We start from the raw sequence: 21,655 nt of genomic DNA on the forward strand, positions 1-21,655 counted from the left end.
TTGTTCTGTGTTCGCAATATGTTCTTTCCGGCCGGCGGGTGCTGTCCGTATTTAACCCCAAGTGTCCTAAGTTGATTTTGGGAGTGTCCTAAATCCCGTTAACCAGTTGGCCAGGAACCAATCTGCTGGGATACGCATGACTCGGTACAGGTGGCCCTATTGGCTGCTGCCTGCAACGAAGCAGGGCATGTCATGTGCGAGAAGTGCGACGATATTGACGCGAAGATTATCCGCTATAAGCGGGTAGCGTCCCAAATCAACGACAAGATGCTTCAAGACGGGCTTGCCGACCTAATAGAGAAAATGATGGCTGAGAAAGCCTCGTTTCATCCGGAGCGGGAGAAGGAGTAAGGCCGCCTCAGTTGGCGGCCTTTTTCATTTTATACTGGGTCCCCATCTTTATCGAACAATGGCAGCGCGAGGGTCTCATCAAATCGGGGATGCACGCGATCAAGCTTCACTTCAAAATCATCGTACTCATCACTCAGCTTCATAATTGTTGTAACTGATGCCAGATGCTCTCGCATCTTTGGGTGCCCAGTATCTTCCGTTAATCGCCGCGTGAAAGGGTACTTTCGTCCTTTCCCGCTTTCTCTCTTCGGAACAATTGTTCGCATTTCCTCCAACACGCCGGGGGCGAGCCTTGCCCAAACAATGTCATTGGTCAGATGGCCGAAGTATTGTGGTTTTTTGCCACTATCTCTCGGAAATTCTAGCCCGCGCAGGCGAAACAAGTTCTCATAAAACTCACTCGGAAACATCCGAATATAAGGCCTCAATTCTTTAGCGATGAACTGCTCAAGAATTTCCGCCAGCGCATCGCGAGCGCGATCTTTCTGATATCCGGTCGCCTCATCAACTAGAGCAATGATGCCGACTCGCATCAAGCCGCGAGCAATCAACTCACATGCCGCAGCAATGTGAAGCTGTCTTGGATGCAGCACGCCATCCGCGCGAGCTTGAAGGACGGCCTCACAAATTCCTGGAAGGGCCTCGGCGTCATAGCCGAGCGCGCGCCGCATACCGGCACCGTGCACCTTCACCCTAAAGGGAATTGGATTTCTTATCGCATTGAGCAAGTCATTGGAAATGTAGGGACTTAAGGCGTTTCCAGTCACAAAACGCTGAAGTCTATCGCCCTGACCAGAGGAGAAGGAACCGGCCCCGCCTCTAGCCATTCCAAGCGCGGCGATGATGCCGCGATCTGTCAGAACACGTTGCTCATTGCTCAAAACGTAGCAAGGCACCTCAAGCTTACCAATCCGCAAGGGTCGGTCGGATGAGCCATAAATGGCATAAGGCAAATCCCCGGCCCATCGCGCTTTGGCTGCGGCCTGAGCAATCTCTTTGCGCTGATCTCCAGATAGCGAATTGGCCCTAGCTAGCCCACCCTTGGATTTTCCGGTCGGCTCATTATCCATATTTGTTTCCTCCAATGCTTGCATAATAGGAGGATTACAGGTATTTGCAAGTACATGCTTGCAAGTTCCGGGTCCATATGCTTTATGGTCTCCATGGTTGCTCAGACACACACAAGCAAACGCCCCTCCGGCCTTTCGGCTGGCGGGGCGTTTTTGTGTGCGGAAGCGTGGCAGAGTGGCCTATTGCAGCGAGCTTACCCCTCGCCGGACCTTTGGGCGTCCAAACCCCTCGCAGGGTCCCGTCAGTTCGAATCTGACCGCTTCCACCATCAAACTAGTGGGGCCGTCGCCGTTGGCGCGGAAACGACCCCCGATCACCACTCCGGGGATGAGCCCGAAGCGACAACCGTTCTGAGTAATATACGCCTTGGCGGGCGCATGTTCCAGAGTCGCCGGAAGCCCATCCCCTTCAACCCGAAGGATGAGCTTCGTGAACGTACTTTCTCGCGACCAACAGATCCAAATCATCGCCTGCCTCACCGAAGGCCAGAGCATCCGCGCCACTGAGCGCATCACCGGCATTCACCGCGATACCATCATGCGCCTTGGTGAGCGTGTCGGCCGCGGCTGCGCGGAACTGCACGACCGTATGATGGTCGGCATTCGCTGCGGTCGGCTGGAGCTTGACGAGATTTGGGGATACGTCGGCAAGAAGCAAAAGCGCGTCCAGCGCCATGAGATCAGCCATAAGGGCGACCAGTACACGTTCATTGGAATGTCGGCCTCCGCTAAGGCCATCATCAGCTACCGCACCGGCAAGCGAGACAGCGAGAATACGGACCTGTTTGTGCAGGACCTACGCCAGCGCGTGATCGGGGCGCCCGAGATCAGCACGGATGGCTTTCACCCCTACAAGATGGCTATCCGCGACGCCTTCGCCGGCCGCGCGCATCATGGCGTGATCGTAAAGACCTACAGTGTAACGAACCTGGCTGTAAAAGACGCCGCTCGCCGCTACAGCCCAGCTGAAGTAGTAGCAGTAAGCCGTGAGGTAGAGAGCGGCATGCCGGCTCATATCTCGACCAGCTATGTTGAGCGCCAGAACCTCACGCTGCGCATGACGCAGAAGCGGTTCGCTCGGCTCACCAATGGCTTTTCAAAGAAGCTCACTAACCACGCTGCGGCGGTCAGCCTGTACGTTGCTCACTATAACCTCTGCCGCGTTCATGAGGCGCTGCGCACCACGCCGGCAGTCGCGCTGGGCATCGCTGAGCGCGTTTGGAGCATTGGGGATTTGTTGGACGCCGTGCTGCCATTAGAGCCGAATCGCCCGGTGCGGGTAACGCGAAGCTTCCGCATAATTCAAGGCGGGAAAGACAATGATTGATGGTGGACATTCACAAAAAAATCGCGCCGCCGATTCGGACGGAATCAACAAATCAGCTATTGTGACAACGTTATCTCTAATGCGATTCGCCCCGCCGTGTGAAGGGCGGGGCGAATGCTGAAGGCCGTTTGCGGCGGCTTTCGGACTCGTAGCTCAGTGGATAGAGCAGGTCCCTACTAAGTTCCTGGTCGCTGGTTCGAATCCAGCCGAGTCCACCACTTTCACTACAGCCGGGCATCCTTGCGGGTGCCCGGTTTTTCTTTAGCGCGACATCAAGTCAGCCGTCGAATCACATGGCTCAACGTCGTGAGGTACGTTAAGGTACCTCAACGTACCTCAAGGAGCAATGCTGGCGTGTCAAATCCGTCCAAAGGCGCGCGGCTTGGCTTGGGCGAACCTTGGCAGTCCATGCTCAATGATTTTTGTGCCGCGCACTACAATGCCCCTGAAAGAGACATGATCCGGGCTGCGCTGGATTTCTTCATTCAAAACAGACTGGACGCCGAGCCGGAGGTGAAGAAGCGCTTTGAGGAAGCGCGCCGGAAGCGCCTTGGGCTATCCGATTCTGTGGTTCGGATCGTCCCGAAAAATGAGTGACCGATGTCCCCAGTGTGCGACCTATCCACAGGGTGTCCTAATTCCCCGTCGCGAGTGTCGCCCGACTTTGTCCGCGCCATGACCCATCTGGGCCATGAACCTTTGCGTCCGTTGTGCTGACTAACCTTTACGGGATTTTGCAATCACCTTCCCGGGGCTAGGACCAACGCCGTCTGCAATCATTTCAAGCGGGCGGCGTTGTGTTGTCAGGATCACCAAACGAGAGGCCCCGACGCGGGCTGGGTGCGTCGAGGCCTTCCGGGGTAGACGTGAGGTGTCCTAGTTTATGAACGAGAGTGTCCGAATTAGGACAGCACCGGCCGGCGGGTACTGGCCTGTTTCGACCCTTAGTGGCCTAGTTTGAAAATGGCCGTGGCCTGTTTTGATTTGTTCTTGGTGCTATGATCGTTGCCGTGTCCACCTGGACCGGAGTTGGCTGATGCGCGCACTTGAAGTGTTCGCCATCTACGTCGCGCCCTTCTTAATCTTTGGCGCGGCGGTCAAGTTCTGGATGAAGCGAAATGCAGTTGATCTGACCGACACCCAAAGGCTGGCTGGCGGTCCACCTCGGCGCAGGTTTCTGCTTGGAGCATGGCGCAAGGAAGAGTAAGGCCGCCTCAGTTGGCGGCCTCTTTTTCGCATCTGGGAGTGGCCTATTTCGGCCAGCACCGGCCGGCGGGTACTGGCCTGTTTCCGGCGCAACTGGCCTATTTTGAATTTGGCAGTGGCCTAATTTGAAATGTGATGCTTGTGTGATGTATAGCACGGCAGGCAACCTGATCCGCGCGTATGCCTGTCCTCGCGGCTGGCGGGGATTGTCCCTCCTCCGACAAACAGGAGAGAGGCATGCACAACGAAATCAGTGTCGAATTGAACTTCAACGAACTGGATCGGGTGTCGGGCGGCGGCCCCATCGAGTGGCTTATTGGATACCTTGCGGGCAAGGCCCTTGATGCCCTTTCGCACGCCACGGACCACACTCCGACCAACGTGCTGAACGGAATGCTGGGTGCAATTGGCAGACCGCCGATTACTTAAACCTGCTAACGGGGCCGCCTCAGTTGGCGGCCTCTTTCACTAGGCATATTTAGACGTTCCGGTTCCTACGGGCGGACCTTCCAACTCGATTTTCATTTCGACTGGATCGTCCATTTCGCCGTGGTAGATTTGCGAGACGTTCATTGCGAACGTTCGAAACCAGCGTAAACGCTGCGGAGCGGGCCACTCCCCCCGACGTTGGTATCTTCTTCAAAAGCGCGATCAGCAAGGGGTCGAGGGCAAGTTCGGTAAGTCCATCATCGCCGCCTCCGCCGCCTCCATTTTTGTTCTTGTTTTTATCATCCGGATTTTCTGGCGGATTATCTCGCGTTGCCACGGCGGGCATAACGAGACGATTCTTTCCATGTTCAAAGAAATTGGCTTGCTCAGCCGGGTGCTGGCCTGTTTCGACCCCTAGTGGCCTAATTTGATTTTGGCAGTGTCCTGAATTGGTTGGGCCGATGTTCTCAGTAAGAGAACGGAGAGTCTGTTCCCCATATGCACTGATAGGTGCATATGCTTTGGCGAGGCCGCTGGTGCGGATCCGGATTGCCCGCTGTCTTGTCCCGATCGCTCAGCACCAGCGCACGGACGAGTCTCTGGCTGGCGGCGAAACCATTTTCCAGAGCGGACGAATTAGGCCGGAAACAAATCCCGCCTAGCCTGCTCCCATCAACTCAGAAGGAGTGACGGCTATGATGGGCTGGATCCGTAAAGCGCGCACCCTGGTAATTATCAATTTGCTGGCCGGCGGCGCCATTCTGTTGGCGCTGGCTGCCCCCCGTCCCGTTTCAAGTGATGCGCTCGGTGGCGAGTGGCAATGCAGCAAGGCCGCGTTTGTTTTGACGACGTGCCATCAGCGCCTCTGACGAGTGCTGCCGGAACACTAAGGTCGCCGCCGGGACAATGTATTTCGAGCCCGGCGGCGTATCTTTTAGGGACTAGCGAGACAGGCGGCGGCATTCTCGTCCGCCGTGTTCCGGTTCCGCGTCAATCGTTCGAACATGCGCCGTGCCGACTGCGAATTGGGCTTAAAAGGCATGCCGGCGATTAAACGACGCGGATCGAAACGGCTCGACGACGACCCCTTTGGCGAAGTTCCGTCGGAGCAGGTGCAAACGAAGCTTCCAGTCCCCGGCACTCCATGTGCGACGCCTCCGCCAGGGCAAGGGATACTGGTGCAAAAATCAGGTTTGTCAGCCGGAGGTGTCGGCGTAGCCGGTCCTGCCGGCTGCCGGTTGTCGGTGCATACGCAAGACCAGGCGAAGCTTAAATTATCGAACGAGCAGGAATAACTAAAATCGGGAAAATCGCCGCAGCTCGAAGGCTTCGGACAGCTGCAGTCCGGGAAATTTCCAGACGGCGTAGACCCGTCGTCCGGGCAGATAGGCCGGTCGGTGGCACAGTCGAGCGACTGCGCCAAAACAGTTTCCGCGACGGTCATGCTCTGGATGACGGCGACGGCAAGCAACAACCTTTTCATGAACGTTGCTCCTGACCAACAGTTCGGTTGTGTATTGCAGCCTGCTCCTCGGTCGGCGCAATGGCGAGCGGAAAATGCACCCACAAGGCCGTCAGCACCTGCGACGCAACCTCCGCTAGCGAGCAGTGATCAGCTCTCCCCGCTTGTCACCGGCTTGGTGCCAATACAGAAATCGGACTGGGCGTTTCCCGAATCAGCGAAAAGTGCTTGGAATGAAACCGGGGGTTATCCTCGGAGTCGAACAAATGAGCCGGCTCGCTTTTGCGCTTTTCATTGTCACGGGTTTGTTCTTCACCGCCTATTTCGGAGCGGCGGCATGGCGGATGTCGGACGACGGTCGTTCGGATGTCACGGTACAGCTAAGGTAGCGGAAGTCTGCCGGAAGATTAGTGACGGCAAATGACGGGCCCACGTCCAGCCGGCCGCCCCTGAACGCTCACCGACGACGATATGTTGCGCAAGCTGCTGGCTTCCGGAATGAAAGCGCCAGCGATCGCTCTGAAGATGAACCGCACCGTCGGTGCCATTCAATCGCGGAAGAGCAAGCTGAAGGCGGAGGGGAAATAGCTATCCTATGGACGGAAATATTTTCAACAGCAGTGGGGTTCGCGTCGCGATTGTTATCGGCTCAGCTATCTTCGACCTCAAGGGAAAGAAGCTCTACGACCTAAGAGGCATCAACATTTACAAGCCTTCGGGGGCTCTGGTTGGACATCTGGCGAACGCGCGGGGCGCCGATAAGTATTTGGACAAAGCCACGGATAAGCTGTTTCCGACTGGCTGATTGGCGACGATTGCTCTCCGATTGCGGAACATCGGTCGGGTCGTCAGATCGGACTGAAGGAGAAGAGGTAGGTTGGACACTCTCAGGACCGCGATGGAATGGCTGGAGTTACCGCACTGGCTGATGCTCGCAGGAGCCGTGTTGGCAGTTGTCAGCCTGATTGGCCTCGCAATCAGACAACGGGCGAAGGTCCAGGACGATCCGGGCAGCGAGCCAAGTCCCGAGCCGCGTCCCCAACTGCCACCGCTGCCGGATATTCTTGACTCCCGGCCACGAAAGGATCGGCAGCTAGACCGAAGACAGTCGCAGGCAACCAGCCGAGACGCTGATCTTCGTTAAAAATCCATCCCCTTTCGGGGCGCCCCGTAGGTCTACGGCTTGCTCTCCACCGTAAGTTGCGCTTGGGTTGCGCTGGGTCAGGGGGAATCAGTATGCGTGTTTTTGCAGTCGTGGCGCTTTGCGCCGCGCTCGGTGGTTGTGCGTCGGCGGCGTCGGATATTGCGCCGGCATATGTCTCACCGGTGGCCTACCAATCATACACTTGCCAGCAATTGGCGCTCGAGGCTCAAGCAATATCGACCCGGGCAGCTACCCTGTCAGGCGCTCAGGACAGCCAGCGAACCAAGGATGGCCTTGCGACCGCGGCCGCGGTCGTCATCTTCTGGCCAGCGGCGTTCTTTGTGGGTGGCGATAAGCAGACAGCCGCCGAGCTATCCCAAATGAAGGGACAGATGGTGGCTGTCGAGCAGGCGTCGATCGCCAAGAAATGCAACATCCAGTTTCAGGGCAAGCCGCCAGCAGCGGAGTGACTTAACGCGCAGGCCGGAGACACGCGATGATGGCGAAAGCAGCAATAGCTTTCGTGCTGGTTTTGGCCAGCCAACCAGCTCTGTCCGCATGCGGTGACAAGGGTGGACCGGGCTATCGCAATCAGGCTGGGAAGTGCGTGGGATGGGAGGCGCTGGCGCGAGAATGCGGAAGTCCGCCCTCAACGAAGTGCACGCCTGAACGCGTTGCCAATGGTGCGGACGACGCTGCAGTAGAGGGCTCGACGATCCGATCACTCATGAACCGATCGCACGAGACGACGAAGCAGGAACCGACGCCGCCTTCGCGACCGTAATGGTTATAGTCACCGAGCGAAATTGCGGGATCGTTTTCCACACCCACGACACGCGGTAGCCCGGCACAGTTCCGCGCCACGACCGATTGTAAATTTGCATCTCCGCAGCGATGTCGTTGTGATGGGGCATGACCAAAGCAGAAAACCGAGCCGCGGCGCGAGCCTACCAGCAAGAGAAGTTGCGCAAGCTCGACGAGGACATCGAAGCGGAGCGCGTCAAGGCAGACCTTGAGCAGTTGCAGAAGCTGCGCGACTACCTGCTCCTCAAGAGCCGGACCGGCGTTCCAGGCCGGTCGCTGATCGACGCGATCGACGACTACGTCGAGAAGCTGACGGGTGACCGCCGTTCACTCCACGCGCAGAATCACAGTATCGGTGGAGGATGAAGTACGCCGAGCCTCGCCCTTATGCTGACCCGGAGAAAGCCGCGCGCCGGCTGCTGGAACGCGCCAACGCCTTCGAGCCGATTCGGGACGGCCGGATATACACCGAGGTCATCAACGGCAAGATGTTGTTCGGGGACAAGGCGACCGCGGCAGAATACTGGGCTGGCCTGCAATTCGCGATCAAGCGCGGCTGGCTCGATTATCACGAGAGCGGGACCTTCGTGAAGTTTACGCCGGCTGGGGCGGATCTCTTCGCCTGAGATGGCTTTTCCATACGCGATTACTGAGCTATCATCCAGGCTTTCAGTCGGTAGCGTTTGGAGTGTCAGACATGTTGGACGACCAATTTAAGAAGCAGCGTGCGAGTTTGGTGCGCGATCTTGCTGCACGAGCCGATCCCTTCATCCGCCGACGTCTCTTGGATCTTGCCGCTAGGTACGAGCATAGCGAACGGCGGCCGTCGCCGCTGACGCCAATAACTCTTCCAATCGCCGAGCAAGGCGACGGCGCGGCAGAGCGGTAGATTTGGCCAAAGCGCGCGGTTGGCAGCGCAGGTTCGATGACCCGATCGAGTTGCCCGAAGGTCGCGCGCTCGTAACGCTGCATGATGCGGCGACTTACATTACAGCTCTGCCAAAAACGGAAGCCGCGGCGAAGGAATGGCAGACCGCAATTTCGGAACTAATGCTGGCTGTAGAGCTCAACCGGCCGACCATGCTGGCCCGGATCGGGTTCATGCAGGCGCTGAACCGGTACAAGGTTCGCGAGTTTAATCCAGACCGGAAAGACCACCATTGAGGCAAACGTAAGCTCAAGAGAGACCAATGACAGTCTTCATCTATGTCAACACCAGCAAGTAGGTTGGCGACAAAGAGCACATCAAGGTGTTCGCCAACCAGGACGCCGCAGAGACATGGTTCGTGGAGAACGACCCGGAGGGCGTGGCGTTTGAGTACGAGGTTCTGGAGTGAACCGCATCCGGCGCCCGCCTCGAACCTGCCCCGAATCAGAAACAGCGGTATTATGGCGCAAACGCCACAAGGGCCGAATTAGCTAGTAGGTTTGATGATGCCCTTCGTAAATGATTGATAGCTTGCCGTCAGTAAAAAATATGAATCCCTGTCGATAGACCACCCGGTTCTTCCGTCGGGGACCTTATAGGTACTGTCTGGCTTACCCCAGCATGTCGCTTCCACCTGCGCCTCGGTCATGCCGATGGTCGGGCGATCTTTCTCCTGACAGGCGCGGTACTCATCTGCACAGGTTGCGGTGGCAAATCCGCAAAGGAAAAGCCCGACTAACAAAAATCGCACGATTGCCTCGCCAGCTAGATTTCCTCCAACACCACCTGTTCAAGCTCCAGCGCTGCGACGCACGCAAGCATGAACACGGCAGAGAACGTCCGGTAAAAAGTAGGCCGCTCTAGGGACCTATGGGCCGCCCGTCATTTCGTGGGCCTCCTCTTGCCACCAAGTGCATGTGGCTGGCCGCCTGTGTTCGATATCAGGCATTTGGCAAAGCTGGGTAACCTCTGCGACCGATCCCCCCATTATCGTCCATCCTGATGGGAGAGGAGTGCAATCAGCAGTTAGACCGCATTGTGGACATTTTACTTCCATCGCGGATTCTCCCGTTCAGAGGTGCGGGAGACCTTGGCCATAATCAACGCGATCCGCAACGCACTCACTTGCCGCGGTAGAGGTGCGTTTGATGGTATGCAAGTATTGGTTGTGAGCTAAATTGCGGAGGCAAGAATGAGCGACAAACCTTCACTTACGAAAACGCTTGGACCGCTCGAGACCATCGTCGCACTGCTCCTAATCGGTCTCTGGGTCGTCGGAATAGTCGTGCTGTGGTTCAATCTCGATAACGAAACCCACTGGGCCAAGTATTTGCTTATTTTTCACTCGATCGAGGCCGCCGCTTTCGCCGGTGTGGGCGCACTATTGGGTGTCCAGGTTAAGCGAGCTGAGGGCGCTGAAAAGGAAACGAAGAAGGCCAAGACCGATCTTGTTCAGGAGAAAAAGATTACGGAAATCGGCGACGACCTCGCGCGAAGCGTCATGGGTGAACAAGATCATATCGCCTTAGGCAAGGAGACCGCATTGCTCCACCTCGACAAGGTGAGAGACGGAACGGCCAACAGTGTCGATCTCGCCAAGCAATTTCTGGCAGCCCGGCGAGCTGCGAACCTGAATGTCGACTAACCGGTGGGGTGCAGGGCCGGCGCAAGTGTATCCGGCTCATGCTCGATCTTCCATGCACCAAATCCAAACGTCTATAGCGCTGTGCCCGGCGATACCATGGATTCGGTTCTAAAGCGCCTTGAACTCGTAATGCGCTTGCCCGCAGTCGCAACTGCGGGCGTTATTCCCAAATAGCACAGTGGCATATTTCGCATCTGCGAGTGGCCTATTTCGGCCAGTACCGGCCGGCGGGTACTGTCCGTATTTAACCCCAAGTGTCCTAAGTTGATTTTGAGAGTGTCCTAAGTCGCTTAGGGCAATGTTCTCAGTAAGAATACCGAGACTTCGTTCCCCTATATGCACCGATAGATGCATAGCCTCTTATATAGGCATCAATCCGCACGAGATCGCCAACTGAGGCGGCCTCTTTTCATTCCTCATCTGGGTTGCGGCCATATCGCTCAGCGGCCTCATCGTTTTCAAGAAACGCCTTCATGACATTGAGCATCTCAATCATCGCGATCGCCTCACTTCGCTTCGTGAGATCGAAACGTCCCGTGAGCCGACCGGGGGCCATCTGCATCGTAAATGGCTCAGCAGTGGACAGCACCGGCCGGCGGGTACTGACCTGTTTTATCCCCTAGTGGCCTAGTTTGCTTTTTGGCAGTGGCCCAGTTTGCCTAGCGATGTTCAAGCTGGTCGCCATTGAAGATGTGCAACATGCCGGAGAAGGCAGAGTGGTCCGCCTCCACGACATACCGAACGGCCCCCGCTCGGTTTATAAAAACCGACACGATGAAACCCGGATATTCGTAACCTGAGCGCTTCTTTACTCGGTCGCCTACCTTGAACGGTGCGTCTGTCATTTTATCCCCTGTAAGGCCGCCTCATTTGGCGGCTTCTTTCATTCTGTCGGCCGGCGACAATTGTTCATGGTCGCGGCCCAGGTAACCTGCAGCGTGCGAAGTCGAATCCCGGCGATGATCCTATTGAATTCAGCTAGCCGTAACCGTGCCTTGGTGCGTTCTCAGTAGGACTACCGAGTTCGCCTTATGCGATGATCTCTTCGGCTCATTGGCGTCGAGAATTTTAAGCTGCGTCGGCCCTTATGGGGCAATCAGGACTGCGAACAGCACCACAAACAGCATCGCGGTCATCACGACGGCCGCCACCGCACCCGCTGTGACCTTGACCTTCTCCCGCGAATCGTACGGTTCCATCCTGCAGTCCTGGCTCCGACGCCCAAGCCAATATCATACAGCGCACAACGCAACGACGGGGGGCGCCGGCGTCCGTAGTTCTCCGGGCGAGAACAAAGTTCCGAGCCCTCCGACCGCCTCCGGGATTCCAAATTTTACTTTTTAAGATCATACGCTTAAATCAACATTCGAATACCCGCCCGCTTCGCCTTTGAACGACACGCGATTGGGGCCGACACCTACTACCTTGGTACACCTCCTGAGGCCTGAAAAAACTGCGTAGCCTTCAATGGAACACGCGAGTTCCACCGGTGTTCGTCACGATAAGTGCCCAGTCACGTACCTCGGCCACGACTGCACGCGAATTGCGAGCCTCCGGGCTGGACCGAAGACACCGATTGTTGAGCCAGACCGGGCCTGGTGCGTCACAATATCGTTTGACGAGCTTTTTATATTGAAACAACTTATAGTTTAAATAGCCAAGCGCCCGCCCCTGATTCCCGCGGAGCTTTCAAACATGATCCACAAGGGTATCGAATTCAGCGTCACGCAGGTTGCGGTCGGCGTCTGGAAATGGCGCTTTCAGATCGGCGAACGGGACTTCACGGGTAAGACCGAGGCCAAGCTCAATCTGCTGGCCATTCGCCGCGTGCAGCTGCGGATCGACCGCGAGCTGAAGAAGATCCAGCAGGATCAGGCCCGCTGACGCCGAACGGAAATGGCTCTAATCCGCACTCGCCAGCCGCCGCATCGTGAACTCGATAGCGCCGCCGGGAAGTTCGCGCCAGCTCTCGACGGCGCTCATATAGGCGGCCTTCGGGTAGCGGTCGAGGAAGTCGCGCGCCCGCGATCGGGCCTCGTCGCGTGGCAGGGTGAAGGTCACGCGCAGATAGCCGTCATCCGGCTTGCGCCGGTCGGCCATTCGGCTGGCGAGATCGCGCGGACGAAAGACCATTGTCGCAACTCCGGACCACCTGACGACCACCGCAATATAGGGCCGGCGCTGGCAGAATCCGAGTCTGCGGGAGAACGATGCGGCGCAGGCCGGCGCTACTGGCTGCCTTGCGCGGTGCTTCCGGTCTTGGTCTTCGGCTTGGCGGGACGGGCCGCCGCCTTGGGCGCATCGCTGCGCACCGCGCCCCACGGATCGGACGATGTCTTGGCATCGGGAATCTTGCTGAGCGAGTCCTTGTAGGCCTTCTGCGCGACCGCGTCCTGATCCTTCTCTTCCTGGGTCTTGCTCTTGACCTCAGGCATCAGGTTGATCTGCGGCATCTGCGCATAGGCCGGCGCCGCCACAAACGCCGCGACGGCGACTGCCATCAAAACTCTCATGAAGACGCTCCCTTGCATTTTCGTGAGGGGATATACCACCGCAAAAACGGCATCGCCAAGCGCGCCTGCCCAAGAACTTTCAGGTCCAAGAGCAGGTCCTAGAGATTGTCCGACTTGCAGGATTTCGGCGATTGCATCCAGTCATCCCAAATCGGGCCGCACTTGGTGCAGCCACCGAGCGCAAGCCCGATCGCAATCACGCCGCCCAGCAATACCAGTCTGCGGAACATAAACGGCCCCATCCCCAACGAGGGTGAATAGGGCCCCAAAACTGGGGCATTTTCAAGCCGGGAACGCCGCCACACGCGAGGGGTGGTTTGACCCGGCCCCCGCTCAAATTACAGTGCGAACAAATCAAGATAAGGAATCGACGGCATGACTTTGGCGATGAGCTGGGACGAATGGGCGCAGCACGATGGAACGGCACTCGCCGAGCGCGTCAGGACAGGCGAGCTGACGCCCCGGGAATTGGCCGCCCAGGCGACCGCCGCTGTCGCCAAGGTCGATCCCGCGCTCTGCGGCGTGGTCGAATTGTTTCAGGATGTAATCGAAGATCCGGCCAAAGACGGCGCCGACCTCGACGGTCCCTTCGCCGGCCTGCCCTTTCTGATGAAGGATCTCGGCCCGACGCTGAAGGGTCGGCTGCAGGAAATGGGCTCGCTGATGATGCGCGGCAACCGCGCCACCGCCGACACCTTCCTGACCACGAAACTGCGCAAGGCCGGCCTCAATCTGATCGGCCGCACCACGACGCCGGAGTTCGGGGTCTGCAGTTCGGCTGAAAACCCGGCAGTCTATGTCACGCGCAATCCCTGGAACACCGACTACACCACCTGCGGCTCGTCGGCCGGCAGCGCGGCGATGGTCGCCGCCGGCGTCGTCCCGATCGCGCATGCGACCGACGGCGGCGGATCGATCCGCATTCCCGCAGGGGTCAACGGCAATATCGGACTGAAAGTGTCGCGCGGCGTGTTCTCGCTGGCGCCGCATCTGTCCGATCTTTCTGGGCTGGTCTCGATCCAGGGCTGCCAGTCACGCTCGGTGCGTGACACCGCATCCTTTGTCGATGCCTGCCGCGGCCCAGCGCCCGGCGAGTTCATGCCGTTCTGGACCCCGCCCGAGCCCTACACCACGACAATCACGCGCGATCCCGCCCGGCTCAAGATCGCGCTGTCGCATCAATGGGGCGACTATCGAGCGACGCCGCATATCGCGGCCGAGCTCGAGAAGGTCGGACGCTTCCTCGAGAGCCTCGGCCATCAGGTCGACTACGCCCTGCCGTCGCTCGACTACAATGAAGCCTTCGCGGCACAGACCACCTGCTACATCAGCAATTTCGCCGTCGTGATCGACAACATGCTCGCCGCGCGCGGGCTCGAGCGGCCGCCCGCGGAGCTGATCGAGCCGATCAACGTCCGCATCTGGGAACATGGCCGGCACACCTCATTTGCCGACCGCGCGCGCATGCAGGCGGTGTTCAACACGACCTCGCGCGGCTTCGGCGCGTTCTTCGAGGATTGGGACATCATCCTGACGCCGATCACGGCGCTGCCGACGCCGAAGATCGGCACATCAGAATATCTGACGATCAGCGACAATCCGTCGGTGCTGGACTGGTTCGGCAATCTCTGGCGCAACTTCGCTTTCACGCCGCTCGCCAATCTCTGCGGCATCCCCGCGATCTCGCTGCCGCTGGCAACCAACGAGCACGGCCTGCCGCTCGGCATCCAGGTCATCGCGAAGCAGGCCAATGACGGGTTGCTGCTGCAGCTCGCCGCCCAGATCGAGCGGGCAATCGGCGGCAAATGGAATGGCGGCGAGAAGCCGCGTGTCCATGTGACGCGCGGCTAAGCGCACGCAACAGCGAGCAGCAGAGGAAACAGGACGTCATGGAGCAGCAAGCCGGAGAGTTCGGGATCGACGAGGCCAGGCGCGCGCTCGGCGAGATCTTTGCGCCGTGGGTGCAGGATCTCAATCTGTCGGTCGAGCAGTTCGACTTCGCAGCACCCTCCGGCAACGCCGCCGACTGGCAGCCCGGCGCCGTGCTGCGCATGCCGTTCTCGGAACGGATCTGCCGCAGCGGCGGCATCGTGTCCGGCCAGGCGCTGATGGCGTTTGCCGACACCGCGATGGTGCTGGCCAACCTCGCGGCCAACAAGGGCTATCGCCCGATGACCACGGTCGACCAGACCACGCATTTCATGCGCGCGGTGACCGCATCCGACGTGCTCGCGGACGCGCGCATTGTCCGGCTCGGCCGCACCATGAGTTTCGGCCGCGTTACGCTATTGTCCGCCACCGACAACAAGCCGGTGGCGATGGTGTCGAGCGCGTTCGCGATGCTGCCTGGCTAGAGCATGATCCGGAAAAGTGTGGAGCGGTTTGCCGAAAGACCATGCTCAAACAAGAAGACTATTTTCCCAGAACGGCTTCGGCCGCATTGACGATGCTGATGGTCGGTTTCTTTCCACAATAGGTACCGAACTTCTTGGCGTTCTCGACGAACACGTCGGTGTCGATGATGGCCTCGTCGGAATCGCCCTTGTACCAGCCGTCCATCCAGGTCAGCACCAGCTTGATGGTATCGTCGCCGCTCTCGATGAATTGCTTGCAGGTCATGGTCGAGAGATCGAGGACAACGGCATTGGCGGGCGCCGACGAGAACGCGAGCGCGGCGGCGAGCAGGATCGAAGCAGTGATCTTCATGAAAATCTCTGTGAGCGATAATTGTAAATGAACAGGTCGCCGGAAAGCCCGGCGCTTCGGCTTGCGACGTCGTAAACGATACGTCGTGCCGAACGCAAGCATGGCACCGCACAGATCAAACCGCACGTCGTTTCGCTGCACGGATTGAGAAAGCGACATCAGACGGCTTTCACGCGGCGCCTCCGCCGCCAGCGCCACAGCAGCGCGACGAGCGCGATCAGCACAAGACCGGCCGCGGCCACCTTGCCGGCAAAGCGCCCGCCCGGACGGTCGATCAGGCGCGACCACAGCGACACCCCCTCGCCCTGGCGCGGCAGGCGGAACGCCACCACGCTGTCGCCGATCGAGGTGCCGGCTTCGGAATGGCCGCCGGCGCCGATCGCGACATATTGCTCGCCCTTCCAGAGATAGGTCATCGGATTGGCGATGCCCGGCACCGGCAACCGGCCCTGCCACAGCTCGCGGCCCGATTTGGCATCGAACGCGCGCAGATAGGCATCCATCGCGCCGGTGAACACCAGCCCGCCCGCGGTGATCGCGACGCCGCTGAGCAGCGGCGTGCCCCAATGGAACGCGATGCCGAGCGGCGCCACATCCTCGCTGGTGCCGACCATCGAATGCCAGAGTATCTTGCCAGCCTTCAGGTCGACCGCCACCATCTCTCCCCATGGCGGCTTGTTGCAGAGCAAGCCGAGCGGCGACATCGCAACCGACCGCGACATCGCAAACGGGCCGCCCTCCTGCCGGCCGAAATCATGGCCGGCCGGTGGGCTGAAGCCCTTGGCCTCCTCGCGCGGGATCAGCTTGATCATGTGCACGGCATGGCTGGTGTTGGCGTAGAGGATCTGGTTGACCGGATCGAATGCCGCACTGCCCCAGTTCACGCCGCCGCCGGTCATCGGATAGACCACCGTTCCCTGCGTCGATGGCGGCGTGAACAGGCCCTCATTGCGGGCGTCGGCGAGCAGCTTTTTGCAGGCGCCGCCAAATCCAGGCAACAGGCTGAACGCATCATCGGCGGAGATGCGCTGCGTCAGCAGCGGCGGCACATGACTGGGAAACGGCTGCGTCGGCGACAGCAGCTCACCCTCCGCGCCGCCCTGCGGCACCGCGCGCTCCTCGACCGGCCAGACCGGTTTGCCGGTGTCGCGGTCGAGCACGAACACGAAGCCCTGCTTGGTCGGCTGGATCACGACATCGCGCATGCCGTCGCCGGTATCGATCCGCGCCAGCGTCGGCTGCGCCGGCAGGTCATAATCCCAGACGTCGTGATGCACGGTCTGGAACGCCCAGACCAGTTCGCCAGTCGCGATCCGCAGCGCCACCACGGAGTTGGCATGTTCGTTGTTGCCCGGGCGCTTGCCGCCCCAGAAATCCGGGCTCGGCGACGTCGTCGGCAGGAACACCAGGCCGCGCTCCTCGTCCACCGACATCGGCGCCCAGACATTGCTCCCGCCGGCGTTGATCCCCTCATGCACCAACGGGTCGAAGGTCCAGCGCGGCTGCCCGGTCCGGGCGTCATAGGCGCGCACCGTGCCGAGCGGCGCGTCGACGCGGCGGTTGTCCGATATCGACGATCCCACCACGACGACGCCGCGACCCATCACCGGCGCCGACGTGATCTGAAACTCGCCGGGCCATTCCAGCTTGATTCCGGCGTCGATCCTGACCTCGCCATTGGCGCCGAAGTCGGCGCAGGGCTGGCCGGTTCTAGCGTCGAGCGCGATCAGGCGCACGTCGTTGGTGCCGGTGAAGATCCGCGACCGGCAGGCACTGCCTTCCGCCGCACGATCATCGACCCAATAGGCGACGCCGCGGCAGACATAGCGGTTGGCCGGACGCTGCGCGGTGCTGATCTTCGGATCGTAGCGCCACTTCTGCACTCCCGTGCCGGGATCGAGCGCGACCACCTCGTTGAACGGCGTACAGAAGATCAGGCTGTCCTCGACGACCAGCGGCGTGGTCTCGAACTTGGTGCGCTTCATGACCTCGGGCGCACGGACGTCAAGATCGCCGGTGCGGAACTCCCAGGCGCGCACCAGGCTGCCGACATTATCAGGCGTGATCTGCGTCAACGGCGAGAAGCGCGTGCCCCCGCGATCGCCACCCCAATGCTCCCAGGCCAGGGCCGGTGTCGCGCAAAGCAGCAGCACCGCAAGCAGGCGAAACATTGATCGCATTGCATCCCCCCGGCCGATGCGATCATTGACTATTCGCCGCACCGCGTATCTGCGACGATTTAAGCCATCGGCGCGTCAGTATCCACCCCTGCGGAAGCCGCCGCCGCCGAAGCGGCCGCCATACCCGCCGCCGAAGCCAATTCCGACGCCGACCGGCGGGCCGGCGGGTTCGTAGACCACGACCGGCGGACGGCGCTCCACGACGACATCGTCGTCATCGACATACCGCGGCGGCCGCTTGCCCGCGCGCTTCGGCGGAGTGGGATCAACGCGCTTCTTCGCCGGGATGTCGACCTTCGGCGCGGGGATATCGGCCTTCTGCAGCTGCGGCGGCGGCGGCGGCGGCGCGCTGTTGCAGGGACAGATCGGCGCCGCCAGCGCCACATTGGTCGCAGGCAGGCTGATCGCCGCGGCGATCGCGTCGGGACGGTAGCGCAGCCGTTCGATCATCTTGTTGCCGGTCGCGGTCAGGTCGCTGTCGGGATACTGCGCGAGGAAGGCGCGGTAGGCCGCGGCATTGTTGACGAGAACCGCGTCATTCCACGCCACCATGCGGCGATGGCGGTCGAGCCAGTCGCGCGCCTGCAAGCCGCGCGGCGTGCCGGCGTAGAGCACGGCGAATGCCGCATAGGCTTCATCGGTGCCGTCGACCACGATCAGCTCGTTGGCGGCCTCGACCGCCATGCCCTGCAAGTCGCGCTTCCATTCCTCGGCGGTGCGTTTGGCCGCGGCAGGCTTCGGGCTCGCCGCGGACGACGGCCCCACGCCGGCAGCGAAGCTGAAATCCTCGGTGAGCGACGACGAGTCCCACGGCGTCTGCCGGCCATCGGTCGCCTTGTTCACCGCGAGACGGACGCGCTTGAAGGTGTCCTCGATCGGAATTCCCTTTCCCCTGGCGGAGGCCAGCAACGCCGTCGTGTAGGGGCTGTTGGCGCCGCTGCCGTCCTCGGCTTCCGCACCCGGTGAGGTCGAGTACGACACGAACGTGCCCGGTACCCCGACCTTGGCGTCGATGATGGCGAGCCCGTGGCCCGCGCTCTTGCCGAGCTCGGGGAACGGGTTGTTGCGGCAGGCATCGAGCAACAGGATACGCATCCGGCTCGGCACCGAGGTCAGCGTATTCAGGATATCGTTGAGGCGGACCGCCTGGAGCGGGATGTCGGCTTCACGCTTCGGATCGACATCGACCGGCACCAGATAGTTCTCGCCGTCGATCTGCAGGCCATGGCCGGCATAAAACACCAGCGCCACGGTGTCGGCTCCCTTCGCGGCGACCTGGCCGGCGAACTCGCTGATGCGTGCGCGCATCTCGTCCTGCGACAGATCGGACGCCGACGTCACGGCAAATCCGGAATCGGTCAGCATCTGTGATATGGCCTTTACGTCATTGGCCGGATTGGGCAACGCGGGGACCGACTTGTAGGCGGATTGCCCGATGACCAACGCAAGGCGGCTTTCCGCTGATGCCGGCGAGCCACCGAGCAGGATCGCGGCTGATACAAGCAGGCTGAGCAGTGTGCGGCTGATCATGGCGACCTCCCGACGATCGAGTCAGGATTTGGTCGGGATGCTCCAGGCGAAGGTTCATGCCTGCGCGTCAATGTGAAGCGCCGTAGCGGCCGGATTCAACGCTTGATCCGGGAGGTGCGAGGCCACGCTGTATCGGGACCTATTTCGGCTTCTTGGCGGGATCGGCGGCCGGCTTGGTGACGCCCCAGGGATCGTATTTCTCCTTGGGCTCGGGGATGCGATCGAGCGCGGCCTTGTAGGCCTTCTCATCGACCTTGGGTTTGGTTTCCGTCTTCTTGTCGTCGCCACCCCCGCCGCCCCGCCGGCCCTGGGCCAGCGTCGGGGTCGCAATCATTGCCAGAACGACGGCCGCAATCGTCAACCTCTTCATGTCAACCTCTCCCCGCAAGCCGCAGAAACATTCGGCAACACCAACATGCCGACGATGACTTGTCTATCAGCATTTGTTGATCGACAAAGCGCGCCGGGCGATGCGAATTCAACCCCATCAGGGGGGCGCAATCTTGGCGGCTGCACATTAAATAAATTCCATGGGACAGGGACGAGTTTGTATTGCGGCGCTGCTGACCGGCGCCACGGTGGTGCTAAGCGGCTGCGGGCTGGCGGACAGCCACGCGGTGTGGCCGGATATCTTGAAGGTCAAAGCCACCGATATGGCGCCGCTCGAAACGCCGCCAGACGTCAAGCAACTGGTCGGCGCCAAGCTGGAGTCGGTGTTCACCGCGGGCTCGCAGCCGACCCATGTGCGGGTCTCGGCGCCGCTGCATGATCTGCGCGGTCGCGGCTGGACCGCCTGCGTGCGCGCCGAGCTGACATCGGTGATCGGCAAGCCGCTCGGCACCCAGACCTATCGCGTCTTCATCGACAACGGCGTGGTCTCCGATCGCCGGCAGGCCGAGGCCGACGACAACTGCCTGACGGAAAATTACGAGCCGATCGAGAGCTCCGCTCCGGTGGGCACGACGGCCGCGCGGTGAGATCGATGGCTTGCGTCTAACTCCGCTGTCGTCCCTGCGAAGGCGAGACACCGGCGTGCAACGCACAATGGCGATGAGGTCGTTGGCTCCAATCCGCCCAGGAACTATCTCCAATATGTCGCCGCAGTGTTGTTGAACAACCGATGACCCATGCTAGTGAAGCTGAGCGCATGCTGCGCGATGCGCTTACGAAGGCAAGCGTCTTGTTGGAAGATGCAGGAGAGACATATTGGTCGTCTCGGCTGCGCGAGATAGTTGAGGAATCACCGATCGACTTACCAACCATAAGATCGTGGTATGGGGGCATCGGGTCATTTAATGACCTATCGCCCCGAGACCCCTAAGGAAGAACGTGAGCATGAAAGCAAAAGCTGTTTTGGCGGCTGCCGCCGCGCTGATCACGGCCGATGCCGGTCAGGCTCATCCACTGCCGTCGACTTCGGCAACCACGACCTATCACCGCGTGACGGTCGATGGCGTCGGCATCTTTTATCGCGAGGCCGGCCCGAAAGGCGCACCGACGATCGTTCTGTTGCACGGGTTTCCGTCCTCCTCACGCGAGTTCGATCCCCTCATTCCTCTGCTGGCGACACAGTATCACCTCATCGCGCCGGATTTTCCCGGTTTCGGTCACAGCGATGCGCCATCGCCTTCGTCGTACGCTTACACGTTCGATCATCTGGCGCAGACGACGAGCGCGTTGCTCGATCAGCTCGGAATCGACAAATGCGTCTTCTATCTTCACGATTACGGCGGTCCGGTCGGCTTCCGCGTGATGGCGGCGCGTCCGCAGCGGGTGCAGGCTCTCGTCGTCCAGAATGCCAACGCCTACAGCGAGGGTTTGGGCGCCAAATGGGCCGTGATCGCGCAGTACTGGACCGATCCGAAAGCCCATCCCGAAGTTTTCGACGCGTTCGTGTCGCAGGCCGCGACCGAGCAACGTCACACCCTCGGGACTTCGCATCCGGAACGCTACAATCCCGACACCTGGACCGACGAATACGCCCATTTGCAACAACCGGGGCAGCGCGAGATCCAGTCGGCGCTTCTCTACGACTACCGGACCAACGTCGCTTCGTATCCGGCGTGGCAAAGCTGGTTGCGCGAGCACAAGCCTCCGACACTCGTCGCCTGGGGAAAAAACGATCCTTCGTTCATCGCGGCCGGCGGAGACGCCTACAAGCGCGACGTTCCGGATGCCGAAGTGCATCAACTCGACGCGGGCCACTTCGCTTTCGACGAGAAGAACGATGAGATTGCGGATCTGATCCTGAAATTCCTGGCCAACCAGTCTCTGAAATAGGAATGACGGCAACGTTGCACGCAACGGGCTTTTCCTGATCGGGTGAGTAACTGTAGACGCTCCCACATACTGAACGCCCC

28 protein-coding genes and 2 tRNA genes are annotated in these 21,655 nt (G+C 60.1%); 20 read left to right on the forward strand and 10 right to left on the reverse strand.

The genetic code is table 11. The features are described from left to right. Nucleotides 1-159 precede the first annotated feature (159 nt). Nucleotides 160-351 carry a hypothetical protein gene (locus UP10_RS43935; protein WP_156179642.1) on the forward strand — a complete coding sequence of 64 codons (192 nt, stop codon included), beginning with the start codon at nt 160-162 and terminating at the stop codon, nt 349-351. Between the two features lie 29 nt (nt 352-380). Here UP10_RS43935 and UP10_RS03960 read toward each other — a convergent pair whose 3' ends face one another. After that, nucleotides 381-1,421, reverse strand: coding sequence for a P63C domain-containing protein (locus tag UP10_RS03960; RefSeq protein WP_044586028.1), 1,041 nt, complete (start codon nt 1,419-1,421; stop codon nt 381-383). A 161-nt stretch (nt 1,422-1,582) separates the two neighbouring features. Between UP10_RS03960 and UP10_RS43940 the strand changes: the two genes are divergently transcribed. From UP10_RS43940 to UP10_RS04010, 13 genes are all read left to right on the forward strand, one after another. After that, nucleotides 1,583-1,690 (forward strand) — tRNA-Val (locus UP10_RS43940). 161 nt (nt 1,691-1,851) lie between these two features. Further along, nucleotides 1,852-2,748 carry a transposase gene (locus UP10_RS42515; protein ID WP_082076982.1) on the forward strand — a complete coding sequence of 299 codons (897 nt, stop codon included), beginning with the start codon at nt 1,852-1,854 and terminating at the stop codon, nt 2,746-2,748. Nucleotides 2,749-2,890: 142 nt separating this feature from the next. Continuing rightward, a tRNA-Ser gene (locus UP10_RS03970) sits at nt 2,891-2,966 on the forward strand. Nucleotides 2,967-3,102: 136 nt separating this feature from the next. Then, complete coding sequence (locus UP10_RS43945) at nt 3,103-3,345, forward strand: hypothetical protein (RefSeq protein WP_156179643.1); 243 nt, start codon at nt 3,103-3,105, stop codon at nt 3,343-3,345. Between the two features lie 439 nt (nt 3,346-3,784). Next, complete coding sequence (locus tag UP10_RS45140; protein ID WP_197086734.1) at nt 3,785-3,955, forward strand: hypothetical protein; 171 nt, start codon at nt 3,785-3,787, stop codon at nt 3,953-3,955. Nucleotides 3,956-4,191: 236 nt separating this feature from the next. Continuing rightward, a complete protein-coding gene (locus UP10_RS03975; RefSeq protein WP_044586029.1) occupies nt 4,192-4,383 on the forward strand; it encodes a hypothetical protein in 192 nt (63 codons plus the stop codon). Between the two features lie 695 nt (nt 4,384-5,078). Beyond that, complete coding sequence (locus UP10_RS43950) at nt 5,079-5,252, forward strand: hypothetical protein (protein ID WP_156179644.1); 174 nt, start codon at nt 5,079-5,081, stop codon at nt 5,250-5,252. A 1,188-nt stretch (nt 5,253-6,440) separates the two neighbouring features. Next, a complete protein-coding gene (locus tag UP10_RS03980) occupies nt 6,441-6,650 on the forward strand; it encodes a hypothetical protein (protein ID WP_044586030.1) in 210 nt (69 codons plus the stop codon). A 431-nt stretch (nt 6,651-7,081) separates the two neighbouring features. After that, nucleotides 7,082-7,459, forward strand: coding sequence for a hypothetical protein (locus tag UP10_RS03985; RefSeq protein WP_044586031.1), 378 nt, complete (start codon nt 7,082-7,084; stop codon nt 7,457-7,459). Between the two features lie 442 nt (nt 7,460-7,901). After that, entirely contained in the window at nt 7,902-8,159 is a 258-nt protein-coding gene (locus UP10_RS03990) for a hypothetical protein (protein WP_044586032.1), read from the forward strand. After that, nucleotides 8,156-8,419 carry a hypothetical protein gene (locus UP10_RS03995; protein ID WP_044586033.1) on the forward strand — a complete coding sequence of 88 codons (264 nt, stop codon included), beginning with the start codon at nt 8,156-8,158 and terminating at the stop codon, nt 8,417-8,419. Before UP10_RS03990 ends, UP10_RS03995 begins: the two co-directional genes overlap by 4 nt. Before the next feature lie 265 nt (nt 8,420-8,684). Beyond that, complete coding sequence (locus UP10_RS04005) at nt 8,685-8,957, forward strand: hypothetical protein (protein ID WP_044586035.1); 273 nt, start codon at nt 8,685-8,687, stop codon at nt 8,955-8,957. A gap of 956 nt (nt 8,958-9,913) precedes the next feature. After that, nucleotides 9,914-10,366: a hypothetical protein gene (locus UP10_RS04010; protein ID WP_044586036.1), complete on the forward strand. Its 453-nt coding sequence runs from the start codon at nt 9,914-9,916 to the stop codon at nt 10,364-10,366. Nucleotides 10,367-10,775: 409 nt separating this feature from the next. On the opposite strand, the gene UP10_RS43955 is transcribed toward UP10_RS04010, so the two are convergent. Beyond that, nucleotides 10,776-10,928: a hypothetical protein gene (locus UP10_RS43955; protein ID WP_156179645.1), complete on the reverse strand. Its 153-nt coding sequence runs from the start codon at nt 10,926-10,928 to the stop codon at nt 10,776-10,778. Nucleotides 10,929-11,025: 97 nt separating this feature from the next. Beyond that, nucleotides 11,026-11,211: a hypothetical protein gene (locus UP10_RS04015; protein ID WP_044586037.1), complete on the reverse strand. Its 186-nt coding sequence runs from the start codon at nt 11,209-11,211 to the stop codon at nt 11,026-11,028. A gap of 850 nt (nt 11,212-12,061) precedes the next feature. Between UP10_RS04015 and UP10_RS04020 the strand changes: the two genes are divergently transcribed. Further along, entirely contained in the window at nt 12,062-12,250 is a 189-nt protein-coding gene (locus tag UP10_RS04020) for a hypothetical protein (protein WP_044586038.1), read from the forward strand. 18 nt (nt 12,251-12,268) lie between these two features. Here the strand turns inward: UP10_RS04020 and UP10_RS04025 are convergent, their stop codons facing one another. The 3 genes from UP10_RS04025 to UP10_RS04035 form a co-directional block, all read right to left on the reverse strand. Beyond that, nucleotides 12,269-12,499: a hypothetical protein gene (locus UP10_RS04025; protein ID WP_044541541.1), complete on the reverse strand. Its 231-nt coding sequence runs from the start codon at nt 12,497-12,499 to the stop codon at nt 12,269-12,271. 95 nt (nt 12,500-12,594) lie between these two features. Next, nucleotides 12,595-12,867 (reverse strand): hypothetical protein, encoded by a 273-nt coding sequence (locus UP10_RS04030; RefSeq protein ID WP_502692151.1) that lies wholly within the window; start codon nt 12,865-12,867, stop codon nt 12,595-12,597. Between the two features lie 110 nt (nt 12,868-12,977). Further along, nucleotides 12,978-13,109: a hypothetical protein gene (locus UP10_RS04035; protein ID WP_044541543.1), complete on the reverse strand. Its 132-nt coding sequence runs from the start codon at nt 13,107-13,109 to the stop codon at nt 12,978-12,980. A 145-nt stretch (nt 13,110-13,254) separates the two neighbouring features. Between UP10_RS04035 and UP10_RS04040 the strand changes: the two genes are divergently transcribed. After that, nucleotides 13,255-14,730 carry an amidase gene (locus tag UP10_RS04040; protein WP_044586040.1) on the forward strand — a complete coding sequence of 492 codons (1,476 nt, stop codon included), beginning with the start codon at nt 13,255-13,257 and terminating at the stop codon, nt 14,728-14,730. Nucleotides 14,731-14,768: 38 nt separating this feature from the next. Beyond that, on the forward strand, nt 14,769-15,233 hold the full coding sequence (locus UP10_RS04045) for a PaaI family thioesterase (RefSeq protein WP_044586041.1): 465 nt from the start codon (nt 14,769-14,771) through the stop codon (nt 15,231-15,233). 58 nt (nt 15,234-15,291) lie between these two features. Here UP10_RS04045 and UP10_RS04050 read toward each other — a convergent pair whose 3' ends face one another. From UP10_RS04050 to UP10_RS04065, 4 genes are all read right to left on the reverse strand, one after another. Then, entirely contained in the window at nt 15,292-15,585 is a 294-nt protein-coding gene (locus tag UP10_RS04050; RefSeq protein ID WP_044586042.1) for an HdeA/HdeB family chaperone, read from the reverse strand. Nucleotides 15,586-15,743: 158 nt separating this feature from the next. Beyond that, nucleotides 15,744-17,765 (reverse strand): pyrroloquinoline quinone-dependent dehydrogenase, encoded by a 2,022-nt coding sequence (locus UP10_RS04055; RefSeq protein WP_044586043.1) that lies wholly within the window; start codon nt 17,763-17,765, stop codon nt 15,744-15,746. 75 nt (nt 17,766-17,840) lie between these two features. After that, nucleotides 17,841-19,295, reverse strand: a complete 1,455-nt coding sequence (locus UP10_RS04060) for a caspase family protein (RefSeq protein ID WP_044586044.1) — start codon at nt 19,293-19,295, stop codon at nt 17,841-17,843. 139 nt (nt 19,296-19,434) lie between these two features. Then, nucleotides 19,435-19,665, reverse strand: coding sequence for a hypothetical protein (locus UP10_RS04065; protein WP_044586045.1), 231 nt, complete (start codon nt 19,663-19,665; stop codon nt 19,435-19,437). A 160-nt stretch (nt 19,666-19,825) separates the two neighbouring features. Between UP10_RS04065 and UP10_RS04070 the strand changes: the two genes are divergently transcribed. From UP10_RS04070 to UP10_RS04075, 3 genes are all read left to right on the forward strand, one after another. Then, nucleotides 19,826-20,272, forward strand: a complete 447-nt coding sequence (locus tag UP10_RS04070; protein WP_044586046.1) for a hypothetical protein — start codon at nt 19,826-19,828, stop codon at nt 20,270-20,272. Between the two features lie 170 nt (nt 20,273-20,442). Beyond that, nucleotides 20,443-20,616: a DUF6966 domain-containing protein gene (locus UP10_RS46610; RefSeq protein ID WP_502692160.1), complete on the forward strand. Its 174-nt coding sequence runs from the start codon at nt 20,443-20,445 to the stop codon at nt 20,614-20,616. Between the two features lie 14 nt (nt 20,617-20,630). Further along, complete coding sequence (locus tag UP10_RS04075) at nt 20,631-21,575, forward strand: alpha/beta fold hydrolase (RefSeq protein ID WP_044586047.1); 945 nt, start codon at nt 20,631-20,633, stop codon at nt 21,573-21,575. Nucleotides 21,576-21,655: the final 80 nt, after the last annotated feature.

The sequence above is a fragment of the Bradyrhizobium sp. LTSPM299 genome, from assembly GCF_000938235.1.
Lineage (GTDB): Bacteria > Pseudomonadota > Alphaproteobacteria > Rhizobiales > Xanthobacteraceae > Bradyrhizobium.